The organism is Streptomyces sp. NPDC086080, assembly GCF_044540255.1.
Classification (GTDB): Bacteria; Actinomycetota; Actinomycetes; order Streptomycetales; family Streptomycetaceae; genus Streptomyces.
This window is the reverse complement of the sequence record NZ_JBITRU010000040.1, coordinates 20,483-39,878: the sequence shown is the minus strand read 5'-3', so window position 1 is coordinate 39,878 and position 19,396 is coordinate 20,483. Positions and strand designations below refer to the sequence as shown.

19 protein-coding genes and 1 pseudogene are annotated in these 19,396 nt (G+C 69.4%); 12 read left to right on the top strand and 8 right to left on the bottom strand.

Annotated features, from left to right (window positions below):
- Positions 1–114: 114 nt before the first annotated feature.
- From ACIF9R_RS33020 to tnpA, 3 genes are all read right to left on the bottom strand, one after another.
- A complete protein-coding gene (locus ACIF9R_RS33020; RefSeq protein ID WP_399986089.1) occupies positions 115–465 on the bottom strand; it encodes a hypothetical protein in 351 nt (116 codons plus the stop codon).
- Complete coding sequence (locus ACIF9R_RS33015; protein WP_399986088.1) at positions 462–791, bottom strand: hypothetical protein; 330 nt, start codon at positions 789–791, stop codon at positions 462–464. The genes ACIF9R_RS33020 and ACIF9R_RS33015 overlap by 4 nt, the downstream gene beginning before the upstream one ends.
- 158 nt (positions 792–949) lie before the next feature.
- Positions 950–1,366 (bottom strand): IS200/IS605 family transposase, encoded by a 417-nt coding sequence (gene tnpA / locus ACIF9R_RS33010; protein WP_399986087.1) that lies wholly within the window; start codon positions 1,364–1,366, stop codon positions 950–952.
- Positions 1,367–1,390: 24 nt separating this feature from the next.
- Here tnpA and ACIF9R_RS33005 point away from each other — a divergent pair, with 24 nt between their 5' ends.
- The 3 genes and pseudogenes from ACIF9R_RS33005 to ACIF9R_RS32995 all read left to right on the top strand — a co-directional run bounded on the left by ACIF9R_RS33005 (position 1,391) and on the right by ACIF9R_RS32995 (position 3,584).
- Positions 1,391–2,614 (top strand): RNA-guided endonuclease InsQ/TnpB family protein, encoded by a 1,224-nt coding sequence (locus ACIF9R_RS33005; RefSeq protein ID WP_399986086.1) that lies wholly within the window; start codon positions 1,391–1,393, stop codon positions 2,612–2,614.
- A gap of 3 nt (positions 2,615–2,617) precedes the next feature.
- Positions 2,618–3,366 (top strand): annotated as a pseudogene (locus tag ACIF9R_RS33000) (Scr1 family TA system antitoxin-like transcriptional regulator).
- Positions 3,363–3,584 carry a DUF397 domain-containing protein gene (locus ACIF9R_RS32995; RefSeq protein ID WP_399986085.1) on the top strand — a complete coding sequence of 74 codons (222 nt, stop codon included), beginning with the start codon at positions 3,363–3,365 and terminating at the stop codon, positions 3,582–3,584. The pseudogene ACIF9R_RS33000 and the gene ACIF9R_RS32995 overlap by 4 nt, the downstream one beginning before the upstream one ends.
- A gap of 227 nt (positions 3,585–3,811) precedes the next feature.
- On the opposite strand, the gene ACIF9R_RS32990 is transcribed toward ACIF9R_RS32995, so the two are convergent.
- Together ACIF9R_RS32990 and ACIF9R_RS32985 are read right to left on the bottom strand one after the other, a co-directional pair.
- Entirely contained in the window at positions 3,812–5,209 is a 1,398-nt protein-coding gene (locus tag ACIF9R_RS32990) for a glutamate decarboxylase (RefSeq protein WP_399986084.1), read from the bottom strand.
- A 67-nt stretch (positions 5,210–5,276) separates the two neighbouring features.
- Entirely contained in the window at positions 5,277–5,498 is a 222-nt protein-coding gene (locus ACIF9R_RS32985; RefSeq protein WP_399986113.1) for a hypothetical protein, read from the bottom strand.
- A gap of 101 nt (positions 5,499–5,599) precedes the next feature.
- Here ACIF9R_RS32985 and ACIF9R_RS32980 point away from each other — a divergent pair, with 101 nt between their 5' ends.
- Both ACIF9R_RS32980 and ACIF9R_RS32975 read left to right on the top strand, forming a co-directional pair.
- Complete coding sequence (locus ACIF9R_RS32980; RefSeq protein ID WP_399986083.1) at positions 5,600–6,361, top strand: MerR family transcriptional regulator; 762 nt, start codon at positions 5,600–5,602, stop codon at positions 6,359–6,361.
- Positions 6,362–6,573: 212 nt separating this feature from the next.
- A complete protein-coding gene (locus ACIF9R_RS32975) occupies positions 6,574–7,473 on the top strand; it encodes a DedA family protein (RefSeq protein WP_399986082.1) in 900 nt (299 codons plus the stop codon).
- 70 nt (positions 7,474–7,543) lie between these two features.
- Here ACIF9R_RS32975 and ACIF9R_RS32970 read toward each other — a convergent pair whose 3' ends face one another.
- A complete protein-coding gene (locus tag ACIF9R_RS32970; protein ID WP_399986081.1) occupies positions 7,544–9,241 on the bottom strand; it encodes a threonine/serine exporter ThrE family protein in 1,698 nt (565 codons plus the stop codon).
- 168 nt (positions 9,242–9,409) lie between these two features.
- Complete coding sequence (locus tag ACIF9R_RS32965) at positions 9,410–9,901, bottom strand: inorganic diphosphatase (protein ID WP_399986110.1); 492 nt, start codon at positions 9,899–9,901, stop codon at positions 9,410–9,412.
- 127 nt (positions 9,902–10,028) lie between these two features.
- Here ACIF9R_RS32965 and dacB point away from each other — a divergent pair, with 127 nt between their 5' ends.
- The 7 genes from dacB to ACIF9R_RS32930 all read left to right on the top strand — a co-directional run bounded on the left by dacB (position 10,029) and on the right by ACIF9R_RS32930 (position 18,886).
- Positions 10,029–11,597, top strand: a complete 1,569-nt coding sequence (dacB, locus tag ACIF9R_RS32960) for a D-alanyl-D-alanine carboxypeptidase/D-alanyl-D-alanine-endopeptidase (RefSeq protein WP_399986109.1) — start codon at positions 10,029–10,031, stop codon at positions 11,595–11,597.
- 226 nt (positions 11,598–11,823) lie between these two features.
- On the top strand, positions 11,824–12,957 hold the full coding sequence (locus ACIF9R_RS32955) for a zinc-dependent metalloprotease (RefSeq protein ID WP_399986080.1): 1,134 nt from the start codon (positions 11,824–11,826) through the stop codon (positions 12,955–12,957).
- Between the two features lie 193 nt (positions 12,958–13,150).
- Complete coding sequence (gene tilS / locus ACIF9R_RS32950) at positions 13,151–14,227, top strand: tRNA lysidine(34) synthetase TilS (protein ID WP_399986079.1); 1,077 nt, start codon at positions 13,151–13,153, stop codon at positions 14,225–14,227.
- Between the two features lie 67 nt (positions 14,228–14,294).
- A complete protein-coding gene (gene hpt / locus ACIF9R_RS32945) occupies positions 14,295–14,855 on the top strand; it encodes a hypoxanthine phosphoribosyltransferase (RefSeq protein ID WP_399986108.1) in 561 nt (186 codons plus the stop codon).
- Between the two features lie 189 nt (positions 14,856–15,044).
- Positions 15,045–17,084 carry an ATP-dependent zinc metalloprotease FtsH gene (ftsH, locus tag ACIF9R_RS32940; protein ID WP_399986078.1) on the top strand — a complete coding sequence of 680 codons (2,040 nt, stop codon included), beginning with the start codon at positions 15,045–15,047 and terminating at the stop codon, positions 17,082–17,084.
- Positions 17,085–17,222: 138 nt separating this feature from the next.
- Positions 17,223–17,828 (top strand): GTP cyclohydrolase I FolE, encoded by a 606-nt coding sequence (gene folE / locus ACIF9R_RS32935; protein WP_399986077.1) that lies wholly within the window; start codon positions 17,223–17,225, stop codon positions 17,826–17,828.
- Between the two features lie 368 nt (positions 17,829–18,196).
- Complete coding sequence (locus tag ACIF9R_RS32930) at positions 18,197–18,886, top strand: hypothetical protein (RefSeq protein WP_399986076.1); 690 nt, start codon at positions 18,197–18,199, stop codon at positions 18,884–18,886.
- A 10-nt stretch (positions 18,887–18,896) separates the two neighbouring features.
- On the opposite strand, the gene ACIF9R_RS32925 is transcribed toward ACIF9R_RS32930, so the two are convergent.
- Positions 18,897–19,385: a DUF3180 domain-containing protein gene (locus ACIF9R_RS32925; protein WP_399986075.1), complete on the bottom strand. Its 489-nt coding sequence runs from the start codon at positions 19,383–19,385 to the stop codon at positions 18,897–18,899.
- Between the last annotated feature and the right edge of the window lie 11 nt (positions 19,386–19,396).

Sequence of the window (19,396 nt, the reverse complement as noted above, 5' to 3'; positions counted from 1 at the left end):
TGCCGCAGTGAATACCGGACGCGTGCGAGGTGTACGCCTTCACTGCGCCACCGCCGGAGGTCCCGGCCGAGCCGACGGCGGCCCGGCGGGCTTCCTGGGCGCCGTGGGACGACTTCATGACGGTTCGTCATCGGGGGAGGGGGTGTCGATCGGACCCGTACCGGCCTTGACGTCGGTATACACGCGCAGGCGGGCGCCCCTGCTCTCCGCGATGCGGCACACGTCGGTCAGGGCTTCGTTCATGCGGGCGAGGAGGTAGCGGAGCTGGACGGCAGTCACGTGCTCGTCGTCCAGCATGTCGGCGAGGTGGGCGAGGAGGTCGCCGGCCATGTCGAGCTGGATGCTCTCGGCGGTGTCGGCGGCCCGGGAGAGACGCCCGCTGCCGTCGGTCAGGAGGTAGCAGGGCTTGCCTTCGGGGCCGGGCCAGGGGAGGAGGCGGGCGGGAGTGAGGGCGTTGTGTGTCATGCGGTGAGTCCGAGTCCCAAGTAGTGCGGCGGGTGCGGGTGCGGGGGCAGGTGGATGCGGATGCCCTGTGGGGCGATCAGCAGGGAGTGACGCCGGGCTTGCTGGCGCCGCTCCTGTTCGCGGCGCTCGTGCGCGACGAGGTAGGGGCGTACGAGGTTGTGGTCCTCGCCGCGGAGGGGACGTGCGCCGAACTGGTGCGGCGGCGGGCCCTCGGTCAACGGGGGCGAGAGGTCGTGGCCGTCCTGTGCGTCGAGCCGATGTCGTCCGGTACCGGGGGTGACGAGGCTGAGCAGCGGTTCGAGGAGGCGGGCGATGAGGCCGGGCATGGGTGAACTCCGTGGTCGATGTCGCGTTCTGTAGCGATCGACATACAGAGTGAAACCGCCCGTATTAGGCTCGCCAGGGGGTTTGAGGTGACCCGATGATCCCGGCGCAAGCCCCGTCCTTCAGGGCGGGGTGAGCCGGAACGGTCCGCAGAGCGAAGCTACAGCGGACGGCGCTGCTGCTCGATGTACTGCTTCACCACCGTCAGCGGTGCGCCGCCGCACGAGGCGGCGAAGTAGGACGGCGACCAGAAGTGGCCGTGCACGATGGCGCGGTTCACGCGGCCAGTGAAGTCCCGGCGCAGGATGCGCGAGGACACACCCTTGAGACTGTTCACCAGGGCCGACACCGCGACCTTCGGCGGATAGTGGACGAGTAGGTGGACGTGGTCGGCCTCGCCGTTGAACTCCTTCAGTTCCGCCTCGAAGTCCTCGCATACCTTGCACATGGCGTTCTCGCAGGCGGTCAGCATCTCGTCGTTGAACACGCCACGCCGGTATTTCGTCACGAAGACCAAGTGAACGTGCATTGCCGAAACGACGTGTCTTCCTCGCCGGTACTCACCCTCAGAAGTCATAGACCAAATGCTAGAGTCACCCTCATGCAGCTCCGTTACAACTACCGGGTTTACCCGGACGCCCCTCAGCGCCGTGCGCTGGCCCAGGCGTTCGGGTGCGCCCGCGTGGTCTTCAACGACGGGCTCCGCGCCCGTCGGGAAGCCCATGAGGCGGAGCTGCCGTACATCAAGGACAACGACCTCCAGAAGCAGGTCATCACCGCCGCCAAGCGCACCGAGGAGCGTGCGTGGCTTGGCGAGGTGTCCTCGGTCGTGCTGGTGCAGTCCCTGCGGGATCTCCACACCGCCTACCGGAACTTCTTCTCCTCGGTCACCGGCAAGCGCAAGGGCCCGAAGGTCGCTCCGCCCCGGTTCAAGTCCAAGCGGGACAATCGGCAGAGCATCCGCCTCACCGCCAACGGGTTCTCCCTGCGCGACAACGGCACCGTGTACGTGGCGAAGGTCGGCGACCTCAAGGTGAAGTGGTCCAGGCCGCTCCCGGCAGCGCCGACCAGCGTCACGATCACCAAGGGCGCCTCCGAACGGTACTGGGCATCGTTCGTCGTGGATACCGAGCCGGACTTCCTGCCCGAGCTGGACACCGAGGCCGGCATCGACCTCGGGCTCACCCACTTTGCGGTGCTGTCCGACGGCCGCAAGGTCGACTCGCCGAAGTTCCTGCGCCGCGCGGAGAAGAAGCTCAAGCGCATGCAGAAGGCCCTGTCGCGCTGCGAGAAGGGATCGAAGAACCGGGCCAAGGCCCGCAAGAGGGTCGCACGTCAGCACGCCAAGGTGGCCGACCGCCGCCGGGACTGGCACCACAAGGAATCCACGAAGATCATCCGCGAGAACCAAGCGGTGTACGTGGAAGACCTCGCGGTGTCCGGCCTCGGACGCACTCGGCTCGCCAAGTCCGTGCACGACGCCGGATGGTCGCAGTTCGTCAACATGCTGGAGTACAAGGCCCACAAGCACGGCCGGCACTTCGGCAGGATCGGACGCTTCGAGCCCACCTCCCAGGTCTGCTCGGCCTGCGGAATCAAGGACGGCCCCAAGCCCCTGTCGGTCCGCGAGTGGACCTGCCAGGAGTGCGGGACCGTCCACGACCGAGACATCAACGCAGCACGCAACATCCTGGCCGCCGGACGGGCGGACAGGCTAAACGCCTCGTGGAGCGCAGGTAAGACCGGGTCCGTCCCGGCGCAGCGCGTTGAAGCAGGAACCCACCGAGACGGTCAGCCGACCGTGGTAGGAATCCAGGTCCTTTAGGGCCTGGAGGACGTCAAGCAACAGCAACTGGCCGAGGCGGCGGTCAGGACTCGAACGCACATCGCGCATATCGAGGCGGGGCGCCGGGTGCCGTCGCGGGAGGATGCGCGGCGGCTCGACAATGCCCTGAACACGGGAAACGTGCTGAGCCGCTTCCTGCCGCAGGAGGAAGCGGCGGTCGCCGACTACTTCGAGGCGGCCCGGCTGCTCGAACAACAGGCGGTGATGATCCGGGAGTTCGCCTTGTCGTTCGTCCCGGGCATCCTCCAGACGGAAAGGTACGCGCGTGCGGTTCTGAGCACGTCGTTCCCTCCGGTGATGAAGAGGAATGTGACAGGCTCGTTGTCACACGCCTGGAGCGGGCGAAGATCCTGGATGATCCGGTGACGCCCGTAGTGTGGGCGCTGTTGGACGAGGCTGTGCTGCGGCGTCACATCGGCGGACCAGGAGTCATGGCCCAGCAGCTCAACCACCTTGTGCGTCTTGCCGAAACCGGCCGGATCCAAGTGCACGTCTTGCCGTTTGCCCTGGGGACGCACCCGCTCCTGAGCAACATGCTCACGCTGATGTGGTTCGAGGACCAGCCGCCGGTGGCCTACGGTGAGGGTCTGTGGATGGGAAAAGTCCATGACTCCCCGTCCATCGTCCAGGAAATCCAGCATCGCTACGATTTCGCGCTGGGCAACGCCCTTCCTCTGAAGGCATCCCTGGCTCTGCTCAGGGCGACAGCAAGGGACTGCGAAACGCCATGACCGACCGAGTCATACCGAGCACAGCGGCGCTGGAGGGGTGGCGTAAGTCCTCCTACAGCAACGACCAGGGCGGCAGTTGCCTCGAAGTCCTCGACGGCCACCGCCGGGGTGTTCCCGTACGTGACTCAAAGAACCCTCATGGTCCCGCAGTGATCGTTCCGGCATCCGCCTGGTCGACGTTCGTCACGGCGGTCAGGAGTGGCAGCCTCCCCTCCTGACCGCCCGCTGACTCACGTCCACTCGTCCGCCTTGACCTCCGTCTGCTTGGGTACGCGATCGATCGCGTCCGGGGCCTGACCCGACGCCACCGCCGCTGGTGTCCCGGGTGAGATTCCTGTTACCTTCCGAGGCGTGAGCCCCGGAGCACTGTCACTGCTTTGCACACAGTCCGGGGCACAGCCACGTCCGGACCTGTGAAGGCCCACTGGGTGGGCGGTAACGGCCGTCAGTGATGGAACCCGGTGGCCGCGTTCCTGTCCTCGGTCAGAGGGCGCGGCTGCCGGCGCAGGTCGGGCAGCAGGCGGGACAGGTCGTCGGCGAACATGTCCGCGAGGTCCTCCGAGAAGCCGTTGCGGCACACCACGCGAAGGACGGAGAGGTCCTGGCGGTTCGCCGGGAAGGTGTACGCGGGCACCAGCCAGCCGCTCTCGCGCAGCCGCCGGGACACGTCGAAGACGTCGTACGCCGTCACCTCCGGCGTGGTCGTGAACGCGAACACCGGGAGCTCGTCGCCCCGGGTGAGCAGCCGGAAGTCGCCGAGCGCCTCGATCCGCGCGGAGAGCCCCGTGGCCACGTCCCGCGCGGCCTGCTGCACCGCGCGGTAGCCCTCCCGGCCCAGCCGCAGGAAGGTGTAGTACTGCGCCACGACCTGCGCGCCCGGCCGGGAGAAGTTCAGCGCGAAGGTCGGCATGTCACCGCCCAGGTAGTTCACCCGGAAGACCAGTTCCTCGGGCAGCGCGTCCGCGTCCCGCCACAATGCCCAGCCGACACCCGGGTACACCAGCCCGTACTTGTGCCCCGAGGTGTTGACCGACGCCACGCGCGGGAGGCGGAAGTCCCACACCAGGTCCTCGTCGAGGAAGGGCGCGATCATCGCGCCGGACGCCCCGTCGACATGCACCGGGATGTCGAGGCCGGTGCGCTCCTGGAGTTCGTCCAGCGCCGCGCACAGGTCCGCGATCGGTTCGTAGGACCCGTCGAAGGTGGAGCCCAGGATGCCGACGACCCCGATAGTGTTCTCGTCGCACAGCCCGACGGCGGCGGCCGGGTCGAGGTGGAACCGTTCGCCCTCCATTTGCACCTGACGGGCCTCCACCTCCCAGAAGGTGCAGAACTTCTCCCAGCAGACCTGGACGTTGACGCCCATGACGAGGTTGGGCCGGGCGCCCGGAGCGGGAGTACGCCGGCTCCAGCGCCGCTTCATCGCCATCCCGGCGAGCATGCACGCCTCGCTCGAACCGGTCGTCGAACAGCCGACGGCGGCCGACGGATCCGGCGCGTTCCACAGGTCGGCGAGCATCGCCACACAGCGCCGCTCCAGCTCGGCCGTGCGCGGGTACTCGTCCTTGTCGATCATGTTCTTGTCCCGGCACTCCGCCATCAGGGCCCCGGCCTGGGGCTCCATCCAGGTGGTGACGAAGGTGGCCAGGTTCAGCCGCGCGTTGCCGTCCAGCATCAGTTCGTCGTGCACGAGCTGATAGGCCGTCGAGGGCGCCATGGGCGCGGCGGGCATCCGGTGCTTGGGCGGCGCCTCGGTCATGTCCCCGAGGGGATTGGCCGGCCCGAGGAAGGGGTTGACGGACAGGGGGTGCTCGTCGTGCGGGGGGACGTTGTGGAGCGGCATGGGGGTCTCCGTACGAGGTGGGGTGGCCGGGAGAGGCCGGTGAGGGGGGTGGGGTGGACGGGGTGTGTCACCGGACCGCCGTCCCGTCCGTCCGCAGCCGCGTCTGCGGGCGGCCGGTGACCAGTGGCCGGGCGGGCAGGGAGGCGATGCAGGGAGGGCGGGCCCGAGGAGGACTGGACTCGTCACCATGCCCACCGGCCGGCAGCGCGGGGACGAGGGCCGACAGCAGGGTGCGTGCCGAGGCCGCCGGAGCTGAGTGGGGAGCGGAGCGTGCGTCGTCCTGGGCCACGCGCACACGATAAACGGGCGATACGGGCAAATCGGGAACCCGCTTGCACCTCACGTGGCGTGAGGATCCAGGCTGGGGGGCGGAAATCGAAAGGAGCGGAAGTGGGTTACTCCGTGGGACAGGTGGCCGGTTTCGCCGGCGTCACGGTGCGCACGCTGCACCACTACGACGGCATCGGCCTGCTCGCGCCCAGCGAGCGCAGCCACGCGGGGCACCGGCGTTACAGCGACGCCGACCTCGACCGGCTCCAGCAGATCCTGTTCTACCGAGAGCTCGGCTTCCCGCTCGACGAGGTGGCCGTCCTGCTCGACGACCCGGACGCGGACCCGCGTGCGCATCTGCGCCGACAGCATGAGGTGCTGACCGCCCGGATCGAGAAGCTGCGGAAGATGGCGGCGGCCGTGGAACACGCGATGGAGGCACGCGCGATGGGGATCGATCTGACGCCCGAGGAGAAGTTCGAGGTGTTCGGGGACTTCGACCCGGACCAGTACGAGGAGGAGGTTCAGGAACGCTGGGGCGGTACCGACGCCTACCGTCAGTCGCGGCGGCGCACGGCCTCCTACACCAAGGAGGACTGGCAGCGGATCCAGCGCGAGGCGGACGAACTCACCCGGCGGTTCGTGGAGCTGATGGAGGCAGGGGAGCCGGCGGACTCCGAGGCGGCGATGGATGCCGCCGAGGCCCACCGTCAGGGGATCACCCGCCATCACTACGACTGCGGACACGAGATGCACGCCTGCCTGGGCGAGATGTACGTCAGCGATGAACGTTTCATGCGGAACATCGACCAGGCGAAGCCCGGTCTCGCCGTCTACATGCGGGACGCGATCCTCGCCAACGCCGCCCGGCACGCATCCTGAGCGATCGTGGCCCGGGCCGCTCCCGGACCGCTCCCAGGCGGTTCCCGGGCCACGACCAGCGGTGATGGCGAACGGCGGCGGCTCCCGGCTTTCTCCGGGGCCGGACACGGTGCATCCTGGGTACCCCCGCGGAACCTGGGCCTCGACGGTTGCGTTCATAATTTGGGCAGCCAGCCCCGCCCGTACCCTCCAGCTGCAGGAGCCACTTCCCCGTGACCACGCTTGCGCTCGGCCCTGAGTGGCTGAGCCCGGACTACCTGATCGAGACCTTCAGCCTTCCCGGCATCCTGTTGATCGTCTTCGCGGAGTCCGGACTCTTCGCGTTCCTGCCCGGTGACTCCCTGCTGTTCACGGCGGGTCTCTTCGTGGCCGAGGGGAGTTACATCACCCAGCCGCTGTGGATGGTCTGCACGCTGATCGTGCTGGCCGCCGTCATCGGCGACCAAGTCGGTTACATGATCGGCAAGTTCTTCGGTCCCCGGCTGTTCAGCCGGCCGAACTCCAAGCTCTTCAAACAGGAGAACCTGGAGAAGGCCCACGACTTCATGGAGAAGTACGGCCCGAAGGCGATCGTCCTGGCCCGCTTCGTGCCGATCGTGCGCACCTTCGCCCCCATCGTCGCCGGCGCCGGCCGCATGAAGTACCGCACGTTCCTGACGTACAACGTGATCGGCGGTGTCGCCTGGGGCACCGGTGTCACCCTGGCGGGCTACTGGCTCGGGCAGATCGAGGTCATCAAGACCAACGTCGAGGTGATCCTCGTACTGATCGTCTTCCTGTCGGTGGTGCCGATCATCATCGAATACGTGCGCGAGCGCGGGAAGAAGAAGCGGGCCGCCGCCGAGGCCCCGGCCGCCGTGCCCCCGCACCCGCAGGCCCCGGTCATGGACGACGCCACGACCCAGCTGCGCCGCATCAACCCGGCGACCCCCCAGCAGCCCCAGCAGCAGCACTACGGCAACCAGTACGGCTACCCGCAGCAGCAGCAGCCGTACGGCAATCAGGGCTACCCGCAGCAGCCCCAGCAGCAGCCCCACCAGCCTCAGCCGCAGCAGCCGTACGGCAACGACCAGCACTACAACCAGCAGCAGCCCTACAACGGCGGCTACTGACCCGCCGGACGGAGCCCGCCATCCCGCCGCAGGGCGGCAACACCTGTGCGAAGCCCCGCTAGAAGCCCGGCTAGAAGCCCCGCGTCCGCTTGGCCGCCCGGCGCTTCTCCGGGGAGCCGATCCGCAGGAAGATGCGGGAGATCTCCGACCCGAGGTTCACCCCGATCGCGATGGCCATGGCCAGGGCCACGGCCTTCGTGAGCGACGCCAGTCCCGAGGTGAGCTCGTTCTGGGCGATGCCCAGCAGACCGAAGTAGGTGGCGGAACCGGGCAGCAGCGGCCCGATCGCCGCCGTGGTGTACGGCAGCGCGGACGCGAACCGGTACCGGGCCAGCAACTGCCCGAAGAGGCCCACCACGCCGGCCGCCACGGCCGTGGACGCCACCGGTGAGATGTCACCCGTGACGTGCATGGCCCCGTACACCAGCCAGGCGACGCCGCCGTTCAGGGTCACCATCAGCACGGTGGACCGTTCCTGCTGGAGCAGTACCGCGAAGGCGAGGGAGAGTCCCATGGACGCGGCGATCTGCAGCAGCGGCTGCGGGCTGCCGCCGAGCGCCGCGTCCGGGTTCAGCTCGGCTCCCAGCTGCACTCCGAAATACAGCACCGTCAGCACTCCGGCCACGATGCCCACGAAGAAGTACAGAACCTCCAGCAGACGCGCGGACGCCGTGATGTAGAAGCCGGTCAGGCCGTCCTGCACGCCCGCCACCAGTGCCCGCCCCGGCAGCAGGGCGAACAGCCCACCGGTGATCACCGCGGACGCCTTCACGTCCACGTGTGCCACGGTGAGCGCCACCCCGATCGCGGCCGGCGGCGTCGCGGCCACCGTGAACTGGTAGAACTCCGGCAGCCCGCGCCCCGCGCACAGCCAGGCCAGCCGGTCGCCGAGCATCGCGCCGATAGCGGCGGCGACGAACACCAGCGCGCCGCCGCCGACCAGTACCGAGGCCGAACCCGCGAGCAGCCCGCTCGCCACGGTCAGCGCCCAGCCGGGGTACGGGTGCCGGTTGCGCCGGATGTCCGCCAGCCGGCGGTAGGCCTCCTCAAGGGAGACCTGCGTCTCGTCGTCACTGAGGTCGTCCACCAGCTGGTACACCGCGGCCAGCCGGGTGTAGTCGGGGCTGCGGCGGCGCACCGTACGGGACGCGGTCACGGGGTCGTCGACCAGGGACGGCTGGTACGAGATCGACAGCAGGGTGAAGGTGACGTTGGGCTCGCAGCGGTCCAGGCCGTAGGAGCGGCACACGGCGAACATCGCCGCCTCCACGTCCTCGGCGCCCTCACCGCCCGCCAGCAGCAGCTCCCCGATACGCAGGGTGAGGTCGAGCACGCGCGGCACCGCGGGCCCCGCCTCGTCGTGCCGCTGCACGATCTCCGGGGCCGGCCGCTCGGTCACCGGCATCCGCAGCATGGTGCGCATCCGGTCCTGCCACGGCACGTCCCGGGGGAGGCTGACGACCGGTACACCGTTCGGCGGGGTGAACGCCGGCGGCAGCTGCTTCGAGCTGTGGGTGCTGGGCGGGTTGAACGCCGACCCCTCGGACTCGGCCGGCTGCGGCGACGACACGTCCAGGCCGTCCGGCACCGAGAACTCGGAGGTCGTCTCCGACTCCGTACCGGTCCTCGGGACGGCCAGCCCGTCGGGAACGGCGAACTCGGATGTCGTCGACGAGTCGGCCTCGGCTGCCGCCGCGGCCCCGGCAGGAGGCGTGAACACCGCCCTTGCCTCGTCCGACCTCGGCTTGCGGCCCTCCGCGTCCGTCACGCCCTTCGCTCCCTGTTACGACACCGTCCGAAAGATCGTCTCCACCCTGCCCCGTACCCCCGTACCCCCGTACCCCCGTAACCCCGTAAGGCCTCAGTATGCGCACGCACAGCAGGACGGGCCGCACGCGCGCGTGCGGCCCGTCCTGTGTCTCGCGGCGGGGGGAGCTCAGTGACCGCCCGTCTCCTTGAAACGCTTGTAGGAGCGCTCGATCTCGAGCTCGGCGTCCACCCGGCCCACCCAGTTGGCGCCCTCGACCGACTTGCCCGGCTCCAGGTCCTTGTAGACCTCGAAGAAGTGCTGGATCTCCAGGCGGTCGAACTCCGACACGTGGTGGATGTCGCGCAGGTGCTCCACCCGCGGGTCCGTCGACGGGACGCACAGCAGCTTGTCGTCGCCACCCGCCTCGTCCGTCATACGGAACATGCCGATCGCCCGGCAGCGGATCAGACAGCCCGGGAACGTCGGCTCGTCCAGGATGACCAGCGCGTCCAGCGGGTCGCCGTCCTCCCCGAGGGTGTTCTCGACGAAGCCGTAGTCGGTCGGGTAGGCGGTCGAGGTGAAGAGCCGACGGTCCAGGCGGATCCGACCCGTCTCGTGGTCCACCTCGTACTTGTTCCGCGAACCCTTCGGGATCTCGATCGTGACGTCGAACTCCACCGGACGCTCCTCCATGATCAGCACATACTTCTGGTGGTTAAGTGTCCCTCACGCAGGTGTGTGATCGCGAAAGGGGCTGGTGGTCGTGCCAGAGCTGAGGCCTTGGCGGGCCGCGAGACCGCATGTCGTGCGGTTCGTGGGTGCCGTACGGCCGCGTGTCGCCCGGGCGGCGGAGACCGTACGGCCACGTCTGGCGCGCGTCGCCGCGGCCGTACGGCCACGGTCGGCGCTGACCGGCCGGAAGGGCTCACCACAGGTCACGCGGCCGAAGACCTGGCAGTTCACCGCGACCGCCGCCACCGCCGGTCTGGCGCTGGCCGCGGGTGTGGCGACCGCCGCCGGTCCCTGGGACTCCTCGGGTCAGCGTACGGCCGAGCGGGACCGCGCCGTGGCCCTGGCGGCCTCGCGTGGCACAGATCACGGCGGCGGCCGCGCCCACGCCGGTACGCCGCCCCGCGGACCGGGGGCCGCCCCTCCGGCGGCCTCCGTGCTCACCGGCCTCGGCGGCACCGCCACCGCCGCGCGGTCGGCACCCGCCGCCAAGACCCTGGCCGGCGTCCTCGACCCGCTGCTGAAGATCCCGGCACTCGGCAGCCGCTCCGCCGCCGTGGTCGACGTGGCCACCGGCCAACGGCTGTACGGCACCGGCTCGGCGGACGCGTTGGTCCCTGCGTCGACCACGAAGATCGCCACCGCCGTCGCCGCGCTCTCCGCCATGGGCGCCGACCACCGCCTCACCACCCGCGTGGTGTACGAACCCGACACGAAGGAGGTCGTCCTGGTCGGGGGCGGCGACCCCACCCTCACCGCCCGCAAGGAGGCCCGGGGCCTCGCCGGCCTGCGGGAACTCGCCGAGCGGTCCGCCGCCGCCCTCGCCGAACGCGGGGTGCGCGAGGTGACGCTGTCGTACGACACGACCCTCTACAAGGGCGCCACGACGCACCCGATCGGGGAGAACCCCAACATCGCCGCCGTCACCCCGCTGATGGTCGACGAGGCCCGCACCGACGACTCCGTCAGCGGCCCCGCCCCGCGGGTACCGGACCCGGCGGCAGACGCCGCGCGGAAGTTCGGCGACCTGCTGACGGAGCACGGCATCAAGGTCACGCCGCCCGGTGCGTCGAAGGCCACCACCCGGGCCACCACCCTCGCCACGGTCTCCTCACCCCCGCTCGCCGCCCTCGTCGAACGGATGCTGACCCACAGTGACAACGACCTCGCCGAGGCCCTCGCCCGGCACACCGCCCTCGCCACCGGCAAACCCGCCGACTTCGCCGGCGGTGGCGCGGCGATCACCGCCCGCCTCCAACAGCTCGGCCTCCCGCTGAAGGGTGCCGACGTCAAGGACGGCAGCGGCCTCGACCGGCGGGACAAACTCACCGCCGACCTGCTCACCGCCCTGCTCGTCAAGGCCGGCGACCCGGCCCGTCCCGAGCTGCGCCCCGCCCTCACCGGACTGCCCGTCGCCGGCTTCACCGGCACCCTGGCAGGCCGTTACGGCGACGGCGCGGCCGGCGTCGTACGCGCCAAGACCGGAACGCTCACCGGCGTGAACACGCTGGCGGGGACCGTCGTCGACAAGGACGGACGACTGCTGGCCTTCGCCTTCCTGGCGAACGACACCACCGGCCCGGACGCGGCCCAGTCCGCCCTGGACAAGGCGGCCACCGCCCTGGCCGCCTGCGGCTGCCGCTGACCCGCCGTCGGAGCCCACAAGGGGCGCGGGGAACTGCGCGAGGGGGTCTGGGGCGAAGCCCCCAGGGACGGGACGGGAAGGGGCGGCGGGGGCGAAAACACCTTCCCGCCGAACCTGCCCACCCCCCGACGGGTATCGCCGCCGCCTTCCCCGGCCGCCCGGCCTCCACCCCGCCCCGCCCCTCGTCGCCCTGCCCCAAGCCGGGGCACTCACGTACCGTTGACGCATGACGAGCATCGGTGGTGCTGCCTCTTCCGGGATGGTCGACTGGAATCTCGCGGTCGCGACCGCGACCCGGCTCATGCGCCCGGGCCCCGACGTGAGCCGTGACGAGGCCCGCGCCGTCGTCGCGGAACTGCGCCGGCACGCGGTCTCCGCGGAGGAACATGTCCGGGGCTTCACCGGACTCGGCACCGAGGAGACCCACGACACCCCGCTGCTCGTCGTCGACCGCCCCGGCTGGGTCCGGGCCAATGTCGCCGGCTTCCGTGAACTGCTCAAGCCGCTCCTCGACAAGATGCAGGAACGCCGCGGCACCGGCCCCGGCAATGTGGTCCTCGGCGCCGTCGGCGGCAAGGTCACCGGCGTGGAACTGGGCATGCTGCTGTCCTTCCTCGCCTCCCGCGTCCTCGGCCAGTACGAGACCTTCGCCCCCGCCACCCGCGACCTCCCGGCCGGTGCGAACGGCGGCGGCCGGCTGCTGCTAGTCGCCCCCAACATCGTTCACGTCGAGCGCGAGCTCGATGTCGAACCGCACGACTTCCGCCTGTGGGTGACCCTCCACGAGGAGACCCACCGCACCCAGTTCACCGCGGTGCCCTGGCTGCGGGACCATCTGGAGGGCGAGATCCAGTCGTTCCTGGAGGAGACCGACGTCGACCCCATGACCGTCCTGGAACGCGTCCGCGAGGCCGCGCAGTCCCTCGTCGGCGGCCGTCCCGAGGGCGAGGAGGGCGACGAAGGCCGCTCCCTCGTGGAGATCGTGCAGACGCCCGCGCAGCGCGAGATCCTCGGCCGGCTCACGGCCGTGATGTCCCTGCTGGAGGGCCACGCGGACTTCGTCATGGACGGGGTGGGACCCGAGGTGGTGCCGAGCGTCGCCGAGATCCGTGAGAAGTTCCAGCAGCGCCGTGCCAAGGGCGCCTCCCGGCTGGACATGGCCCTGCGCAAGCTGCTCGGCCTGGACGCGAAGCTCCGGCAGTACCGCGACGGCGAACGCTTTGTGCGCGCCGTCGTGGAGGAGGTCGGCATGGACGGCTTCAACCGGGTGTGGACCTCGCCCAACACCCTCCCCACCAAGGCGGAGATCGCCAAACCGGTGGACTGGATCACCCGGGTGCACCGCAAACCGGAGGCGTGAGCCCCGCGTCCCCGTCGGGCGAGGCATCCGGCCGTTGGCAGACGGACGCCCCGCCAATCACCCGTCCGAGGGACCGTGGGCTCTGGGCAGGCGTGCAATGCTCGGGGTACGCCCCGGTTCTGTCACCATCTACACACTCTGAGTGACCGGACCTCGGGCTCACCCCCCGAAAACTTCATGAAGGGAACCGGACATGGGTCCCCATCCTGCGGTCGCGGCGATACGCCTGGCGGTCCGCCGCGTCCTGACCGACATCCTCGACGACCACGGCCGAGCTCCCGGCCACCCACCGCACGAGCCGGCCTCCTCCCCGCTCGTGCTCGTGGCCTGCTCGGGCGGTGCCGACTCCATGGCGCTCGCCTCCGCCCTCGCCTTCGAAGCCCCCCGGCTCGGCCTGCGCGCCGGCGGCGTGACCGTCGACCACGGCCTCCAGGCCGGTTCCGACCAGCGCGCCGCCGACGTCGTCGTGCGCCTGCGCGAACTCGGCCTCAGCCCCGTCGAATCCGTCGCCGTCGCCGTCGGCCGCGAGACGAAGGTGGCGCACAGCGCCTCGAACCGGCGTGGCGGGGGAAGAGGGGCCGGCGGACCCGAGGCGGCCGCCCGGGACGCCCGCTACGCCGCCCTGGACTCCGCCGCCGAACGGCACGGCGCCGCCGCCGTCCTGCTCGGCCACACCCGCGACGACCAGGCCGAGACCGTCCTGCTCGGCCTCGCCCGGGGCTCCGGCATCCGCTCCCTGTCCGGAATGGCCGCGGTCTCGGGGGCCGACGGCCGTTACCGGCGCCCCTTCCTCCAGCTCGACCGGCAGACCGCCCGCAAGGCCTGCATGGTCCAGTCCCTCCCCGTCTGGGACGACCCGCACAACGCCGACCCCGCCTACACCCGCTCCCGGCTCCGCCACGAGGGCCTGCCCGCTCTGGAGAAGGCCCTCGGCAAGGGCGTCGTCGAGGCCCTCGCCCGGACGGCCCAGCTCTCCCGCGACGACGCCGACGCGCTCGACGCGTGGGCCGGCCGGGCCGAGGCCGGCGTACGGGACGACGACGGCCGCCTGGAGTGTGCCGCGCTGCACGCGCTGCCGCCCGCGGTGCGCCGCCGGGTGCTGCGCCGCGCCGCCATCGAGGCCGGTGCTCCGGCCGGTTCGCTGTTCGCCCGCCACATCGAGGAGGTCGACCGGCTGATCACCGGCTGGCGCGGTCAGGGGGCCATCAATCTCCCCGGCCGGGTCGTCGCTCGCCGGCAGGGTGGCAGACTGGTGATTCGGCAGGGCTGATTCCGGACCCCACCGACCCTGTGAGTCGCGGGGCGGACCGGACCGGCCGGTGGGACGACCGAAAGTGATGCGGGTGGACGCGAAAGACATGGGTGCCGACCTCGAGAAGGTGCTCATCACCAAGGAAGAGATCGACGCCAAGCTGGTGGAGCTTGCCGCGAAGATCGACGCGGAGTACGCGGGCAAGGACGTGCTGATCGTCGGTGTGCTCAAGGGCGCGGTGATGGTGATGGCCGACCTCGCGCGAGCGCTGTCCACCCCTGTCACCATGGACTGGATGGCCGTGTCGTCGTACGGGGCGGGCACCCAGTCCTCGGGTGTGGTGCGGATCCTCAAGGACCTCGACACCGACATCAAGGGCCGTCACGTCCTGATCGTCGAGGACATCATCGACTCGGGACTGACCCTCTCCTGGCTGATCTCCAACCTCGGCTCGCGCGAGCCCGCCTCTCTCAAGGTGTGCACGCTGCTGCGCAAGCCCGAGGCCGCCAAGGTCGCGATCGACGTGGCATGGGTCGGCTTCGACATCCCCAACGAGTTCGTCGTCGGGTACGGCCTCGACTACGCCGAGAAGTACCGCAACCTTCCGTTCGTCGGTACGCTCGCCCCCCACGTCTACGGCGGCTGAACGCCAGGGCCCGGCCCGCCGTACGGTGATCGGGAACCCCGGCGGGCTCCGCGGCGTTGGAGCATGCGTGGACGCGAATGCCGGCTGTCCCCCCGCAGCTTCGGGGGGCAATGCTGGGGTACCGTCCGAAGAACAGTCTTTGTCAAACTCACTATGGCAGGAGGGACGGGGCGGCACCGCTCCGTATGGATGGACGTGAAGCGATACTTCCGTGGGCCGGTCATGTGGATCGTGCTGGCCGTCCTTGCCGTGGTCGTGTTGATGCAGGTCGTCGGCTCGTCCGGCGGCTACAAGACGGTGGACACCGGCCAGGTCGTCCAGGCGATCAATGAGAACAAGGTCGAGTCGGCCAAGCTGACCACCGGCGACGAGCAGATCATCAAGGTCACGCTCAAGGACGGCGAGAAGGTCAAGGACAGCTCGAAGATCCAGGCGAGCTATATCGGCGACCAGGGCGTCACCATCGCCAATACGCTGCAGGACAAGTTCCAGAACGAGCAGATCCCGGACGGCTACACGGTCTCGCCGTCGAAGCAGAACCCGTTCGTGAGCATTCTGCTGTCGCTGCTGCCGTTCGTCCTCATCGTCGTGGTCTTCCTGTTCCTGATGAATCAGATGCAGGGCGGCGGCTCCCGCGTCATGCAGTTCGGCAAGTCCAAGGCGAAGCTCATCACCAAGGACACCCCGAAGACGACGTTCTCCGATGTCGCGGGGTCCGACGAGGCCGTCGAGGAACTCCACGAGATCAAGGAGTTCCTGCAGGAGCCGGCGAAGTTCCAGGCCGTCGGCGCCAAGATCCCCAAGGGCGTGCTGCTGTACGGCCCGCCCGGTACCGGCAAGACCCTGCTCGCGCGTGCCGTCGCGGGCGAGGCGGGCGTGCCGTTCTACTCGATCTCCGGTTCCGACTTCGTCGAGATGTTCGTCGGTGTCGGTGCCTCCCGGGTCCGTGACCTGTTCGAGCAGGCCAAGGCCAACGCTCCCGCGATCGTCTTCGTCGACGAGATCGACGCGGTCGGCCGCCACCGCGGCGCCGGCCTCGGCGGTGGTCACGACGAGCGCGAGCAGACCCTGAACCAGCTCCTCGTCGAGATGGACGGCTTCGACGTCAAGGGCGGCGTGATCCTCATCGCCGCGACGAACCGGCCCGACATCCTCGACCCGGCCCTTCTGCGGCCCGGCCGCTTCGACCGCCAGATCGCGGTCGACCGCCCGGACATGCAGGGCCGGCTGGAGATCCTCAAGGTGCACCAGAAGGGCAAGCCGGTCGCCCCGGACGTCGACCTGTCGGCCGTCGCCCGCCGTACCCCCGGCATGACCGGTGCCGACCTGGCCAACGTGCTGAACGAGGCCGCGCTGCTGACCGCGCGCAGCGATCAGAAGCTCATCGACAACCACATGCTGGACGAAGCGATCGACCGTGTGGTGGCGGGCCCGCAGAAGCGGACCCGGATCATGTCGGACAAGGAGAAGAAGATCACCGCGTACCACGAGGGCGGTCACGCCCTGGTCGCGGCGGCCTCACCGAACTCCGACCCGGTCCACAAGATCACCATCCTGTCCAGAGGCCGCGCCCTCGGCTACACCATGGTCCTGCCCGACGAGGACAAGTACTCCACCACGCGCAACGAGATGCTGGACCAGCTGGCCTACATGCTGGGCGGCCGCGCGGCGGAGGAGCTCGTCTTCCACGACCCGACCACCGGTGCGGCCAACGACATCGAGAAGGCCACGGGTCTGGCCCGGGCGATGGTCACGCAGTACGGCATGACCGAGCGGCTCGGCGCGATCAAGTTCGGCGGCGACAACACCGAGCCGTTCCTGGGCCGTGAGATGGCTCACCAGCGGGACTACTCGGAAGAGGTCGCCGCGCTGGTGGACGAAGAGGTCAAGAAGCTCATCGAGACCGCGCACAACGAGGCGTGGGAGATCCTGGTCGAGAACCGCGACGTCCTCGACAACCTGGTCCTGGCCCTCCTGGAGCGGGAGACGCTGGGCAAGGAGGAGATCGCCGAGGTCTTCGCGCCGATCGTCAAGCGCCCGCCCCGGCCCGCCTGGACCGGCTCCTCGCACCGTACGCCGTCCACCCGTCCGCCGGTCCTCTCCCCCAAGGAGCTGGCCCTGACGAACGGCGCGAACGGCGCGACGCCGGCCATCACCACCGTCAAGAGCACCGCGGCGGAGCCCGCCCCGGCGCCCGAGCGGACCCCGGAGGAACGCCCCGAGAGCTGACCCACGGCTCACGGCGCCCCACCGGGCCCGGAATGGATGCCGCGCCCCCCTGGTTCTAGCCTGGGGGCGCGGCGTTTTGCGTACCCGCAGTTGAGACGCGTGCCCGTCACGCGTGAAGGCACAGGAACGAGGCACTCCATGACCGACCCCGTGACGCTGGACGGCAAGGCCCGCATCGGCGAGTTCGACGAGAAGCGGGCTGAGAACGCCGTACGTGAGCTGCTGATCGCGGTTGGGGAAGATCCGGACCGCGAAGGGCTTCAGGAGACTCCGGCACGGGTGGCGCGGGCGTATCGGGAACTTCTGGCCGGGCATGCGCGGCAGCCCGAGGAAGTACTCACGACTACCTTCGACATCGGGCATGACGAAATGGTCCTCGTGAAGGACATTGAAGTCGTCAGCCTGTGCGAGCACCACATGTTGCCTTTCCACGGCGTGGCCCACATCGGGTACATCCCGGCCGAAAACGGCAAGATCACCGGCCTGTCGAAGCTTGCCCGGCTGGTTGAGGTGTTCGCTCGTCGCCTGCAGGTGCAGGAACGTCTCACCACACAGATTGCCGACTCTCTCATGAGAATCCTTGAAGCTCGGGGTGCGATTGTCGTCATCGAGGCCGAGCACATGTGCATGTCGGTACGTGGCATTCGCAAGCCCGGTGCCAAGACCACGACGTCGGCGGTGCGTGGTCAGCTGCGGGACGCTACGACCCGATCCGAGGCAATGAGCCTGATATTGGCGCGCTGACGTGATTGTCAGTGGTGCCCGATACCTTCCTTGATCAGTGAGCTGCTCGCTGATCAAGGAGGATTGCCGTGGAGTACGGACTGCCCAGTAAGCAGACGGTGAACGCTGTGGACGGTCGCTTGCCGGCGAGGGATGTACGGGTGGGGTGTCGCCTTTGGACGCTGGACGGGGGGCGTACGGTCCGGACCACGGTCACAGCGGTCACCACGGTCCGGGCTCGTGAAGTGGCGGACGTCGTGACCGATCACGTGAGATTCACCGTGGCACCCGACCAGATGTTGGGTACGCCCGATGGATGGGTCAACGCGAGGGACGCTGCGGGGACCGTGCTCGCCTGGACACAGGCGCGGAAGTTGTGTCGTACACGGTTGATCATCAAGCCGGGTTATGAGCTCGGCTACCTGATCGGAGCCAATTGCGCGGACGGCAGCGTCGGCAAGAACTATCTGTCCCTGGTGGTCAATGACAAGACGTTCGCCACGCGCTATGCGACGTGCCTGACAGCGGCCACCGGTCTCCCTGCACGTCTGGAGGCAGTGACGCGGCCATCCGGGTACCTCCAGAGGGATGTTCCGGGCTTTCGTGTGCGTGTGGTGTCGTCGTATCTGGCCGACCTGATGAGGCAGTACGTGGGCGGAGACGCGCACCACATGAGACAGCGATTTCCCAGGGTTGTACTCCGGGACGGGGAAACGTTCGAGGGCTTCCTCGACGGCTACACGGACGGCGATGGCTTCCGTTCCAGGGCTTGGTCCGGTCGCCTGCTGGTCAGCGGCAACGTGCCGTTCCTTTCCGAGCCGGCGCAGGTGGTGGGCGCACGGTTCACCCCGAAGACCAACGGGTTGGCATCACACTTGGTCGTGGCCGACAGCTGGCCCTCGCGGGGGACCTTCAAAGCTGAGCAGCACTCCCTGCAACTCCGAGAGTCCAACTGGACCCAGGTCCGCGAGGTTCGGCTGCGGACCACCACGAACAAGCCGTTCACCCTTTACAGCTACCGACTCGATCCCCACCCCGGCTTCCTGGTCAACGGACACCTGGCCCGCCAGCCTTGGTAGGCCAGACGTGTCACACGGTCGGCACAGCCCCTGGGCCGTTGTGCTCGTCGTCCTCCGGGAGCCTGCAGACGCGCTCCAGGAAGAGGGCCGCCGCTATGACGCCGATGCCCGCCACGACCGAAAACCCGGCGTAGATGGCCTGGTCGCGGCGGGCGGGGATGTCCAGGGATTCCAGCAGGAAGACGAACGTGCCGCCGTACATACCGGCGACCAGGGCCGCCACCAGGGCGCTGGCCTGACCGAACACGACCGCCCGGGCCGCCATCAACGGGTCGACGCCCTTGGCGTCGTGCTGCCGCTCGCGCTGGGCCTTGAGGCGGGCGCGCAGCGAGAGCGCGGTGGCCGCGAGGACCACCGCGATCAGGGCGAGGACGATGGGCGCGGCCACGGGCACGCTCGGGAGGGTCCCGAAGGAGTTCCACAGGCGGGCGCCGGCCCAGGACAGGATTCCGGCGACGACGAAGACGCCGGCCAGCACCCTGATGCGCAGCTCTTTCACGGTGTCCCTTC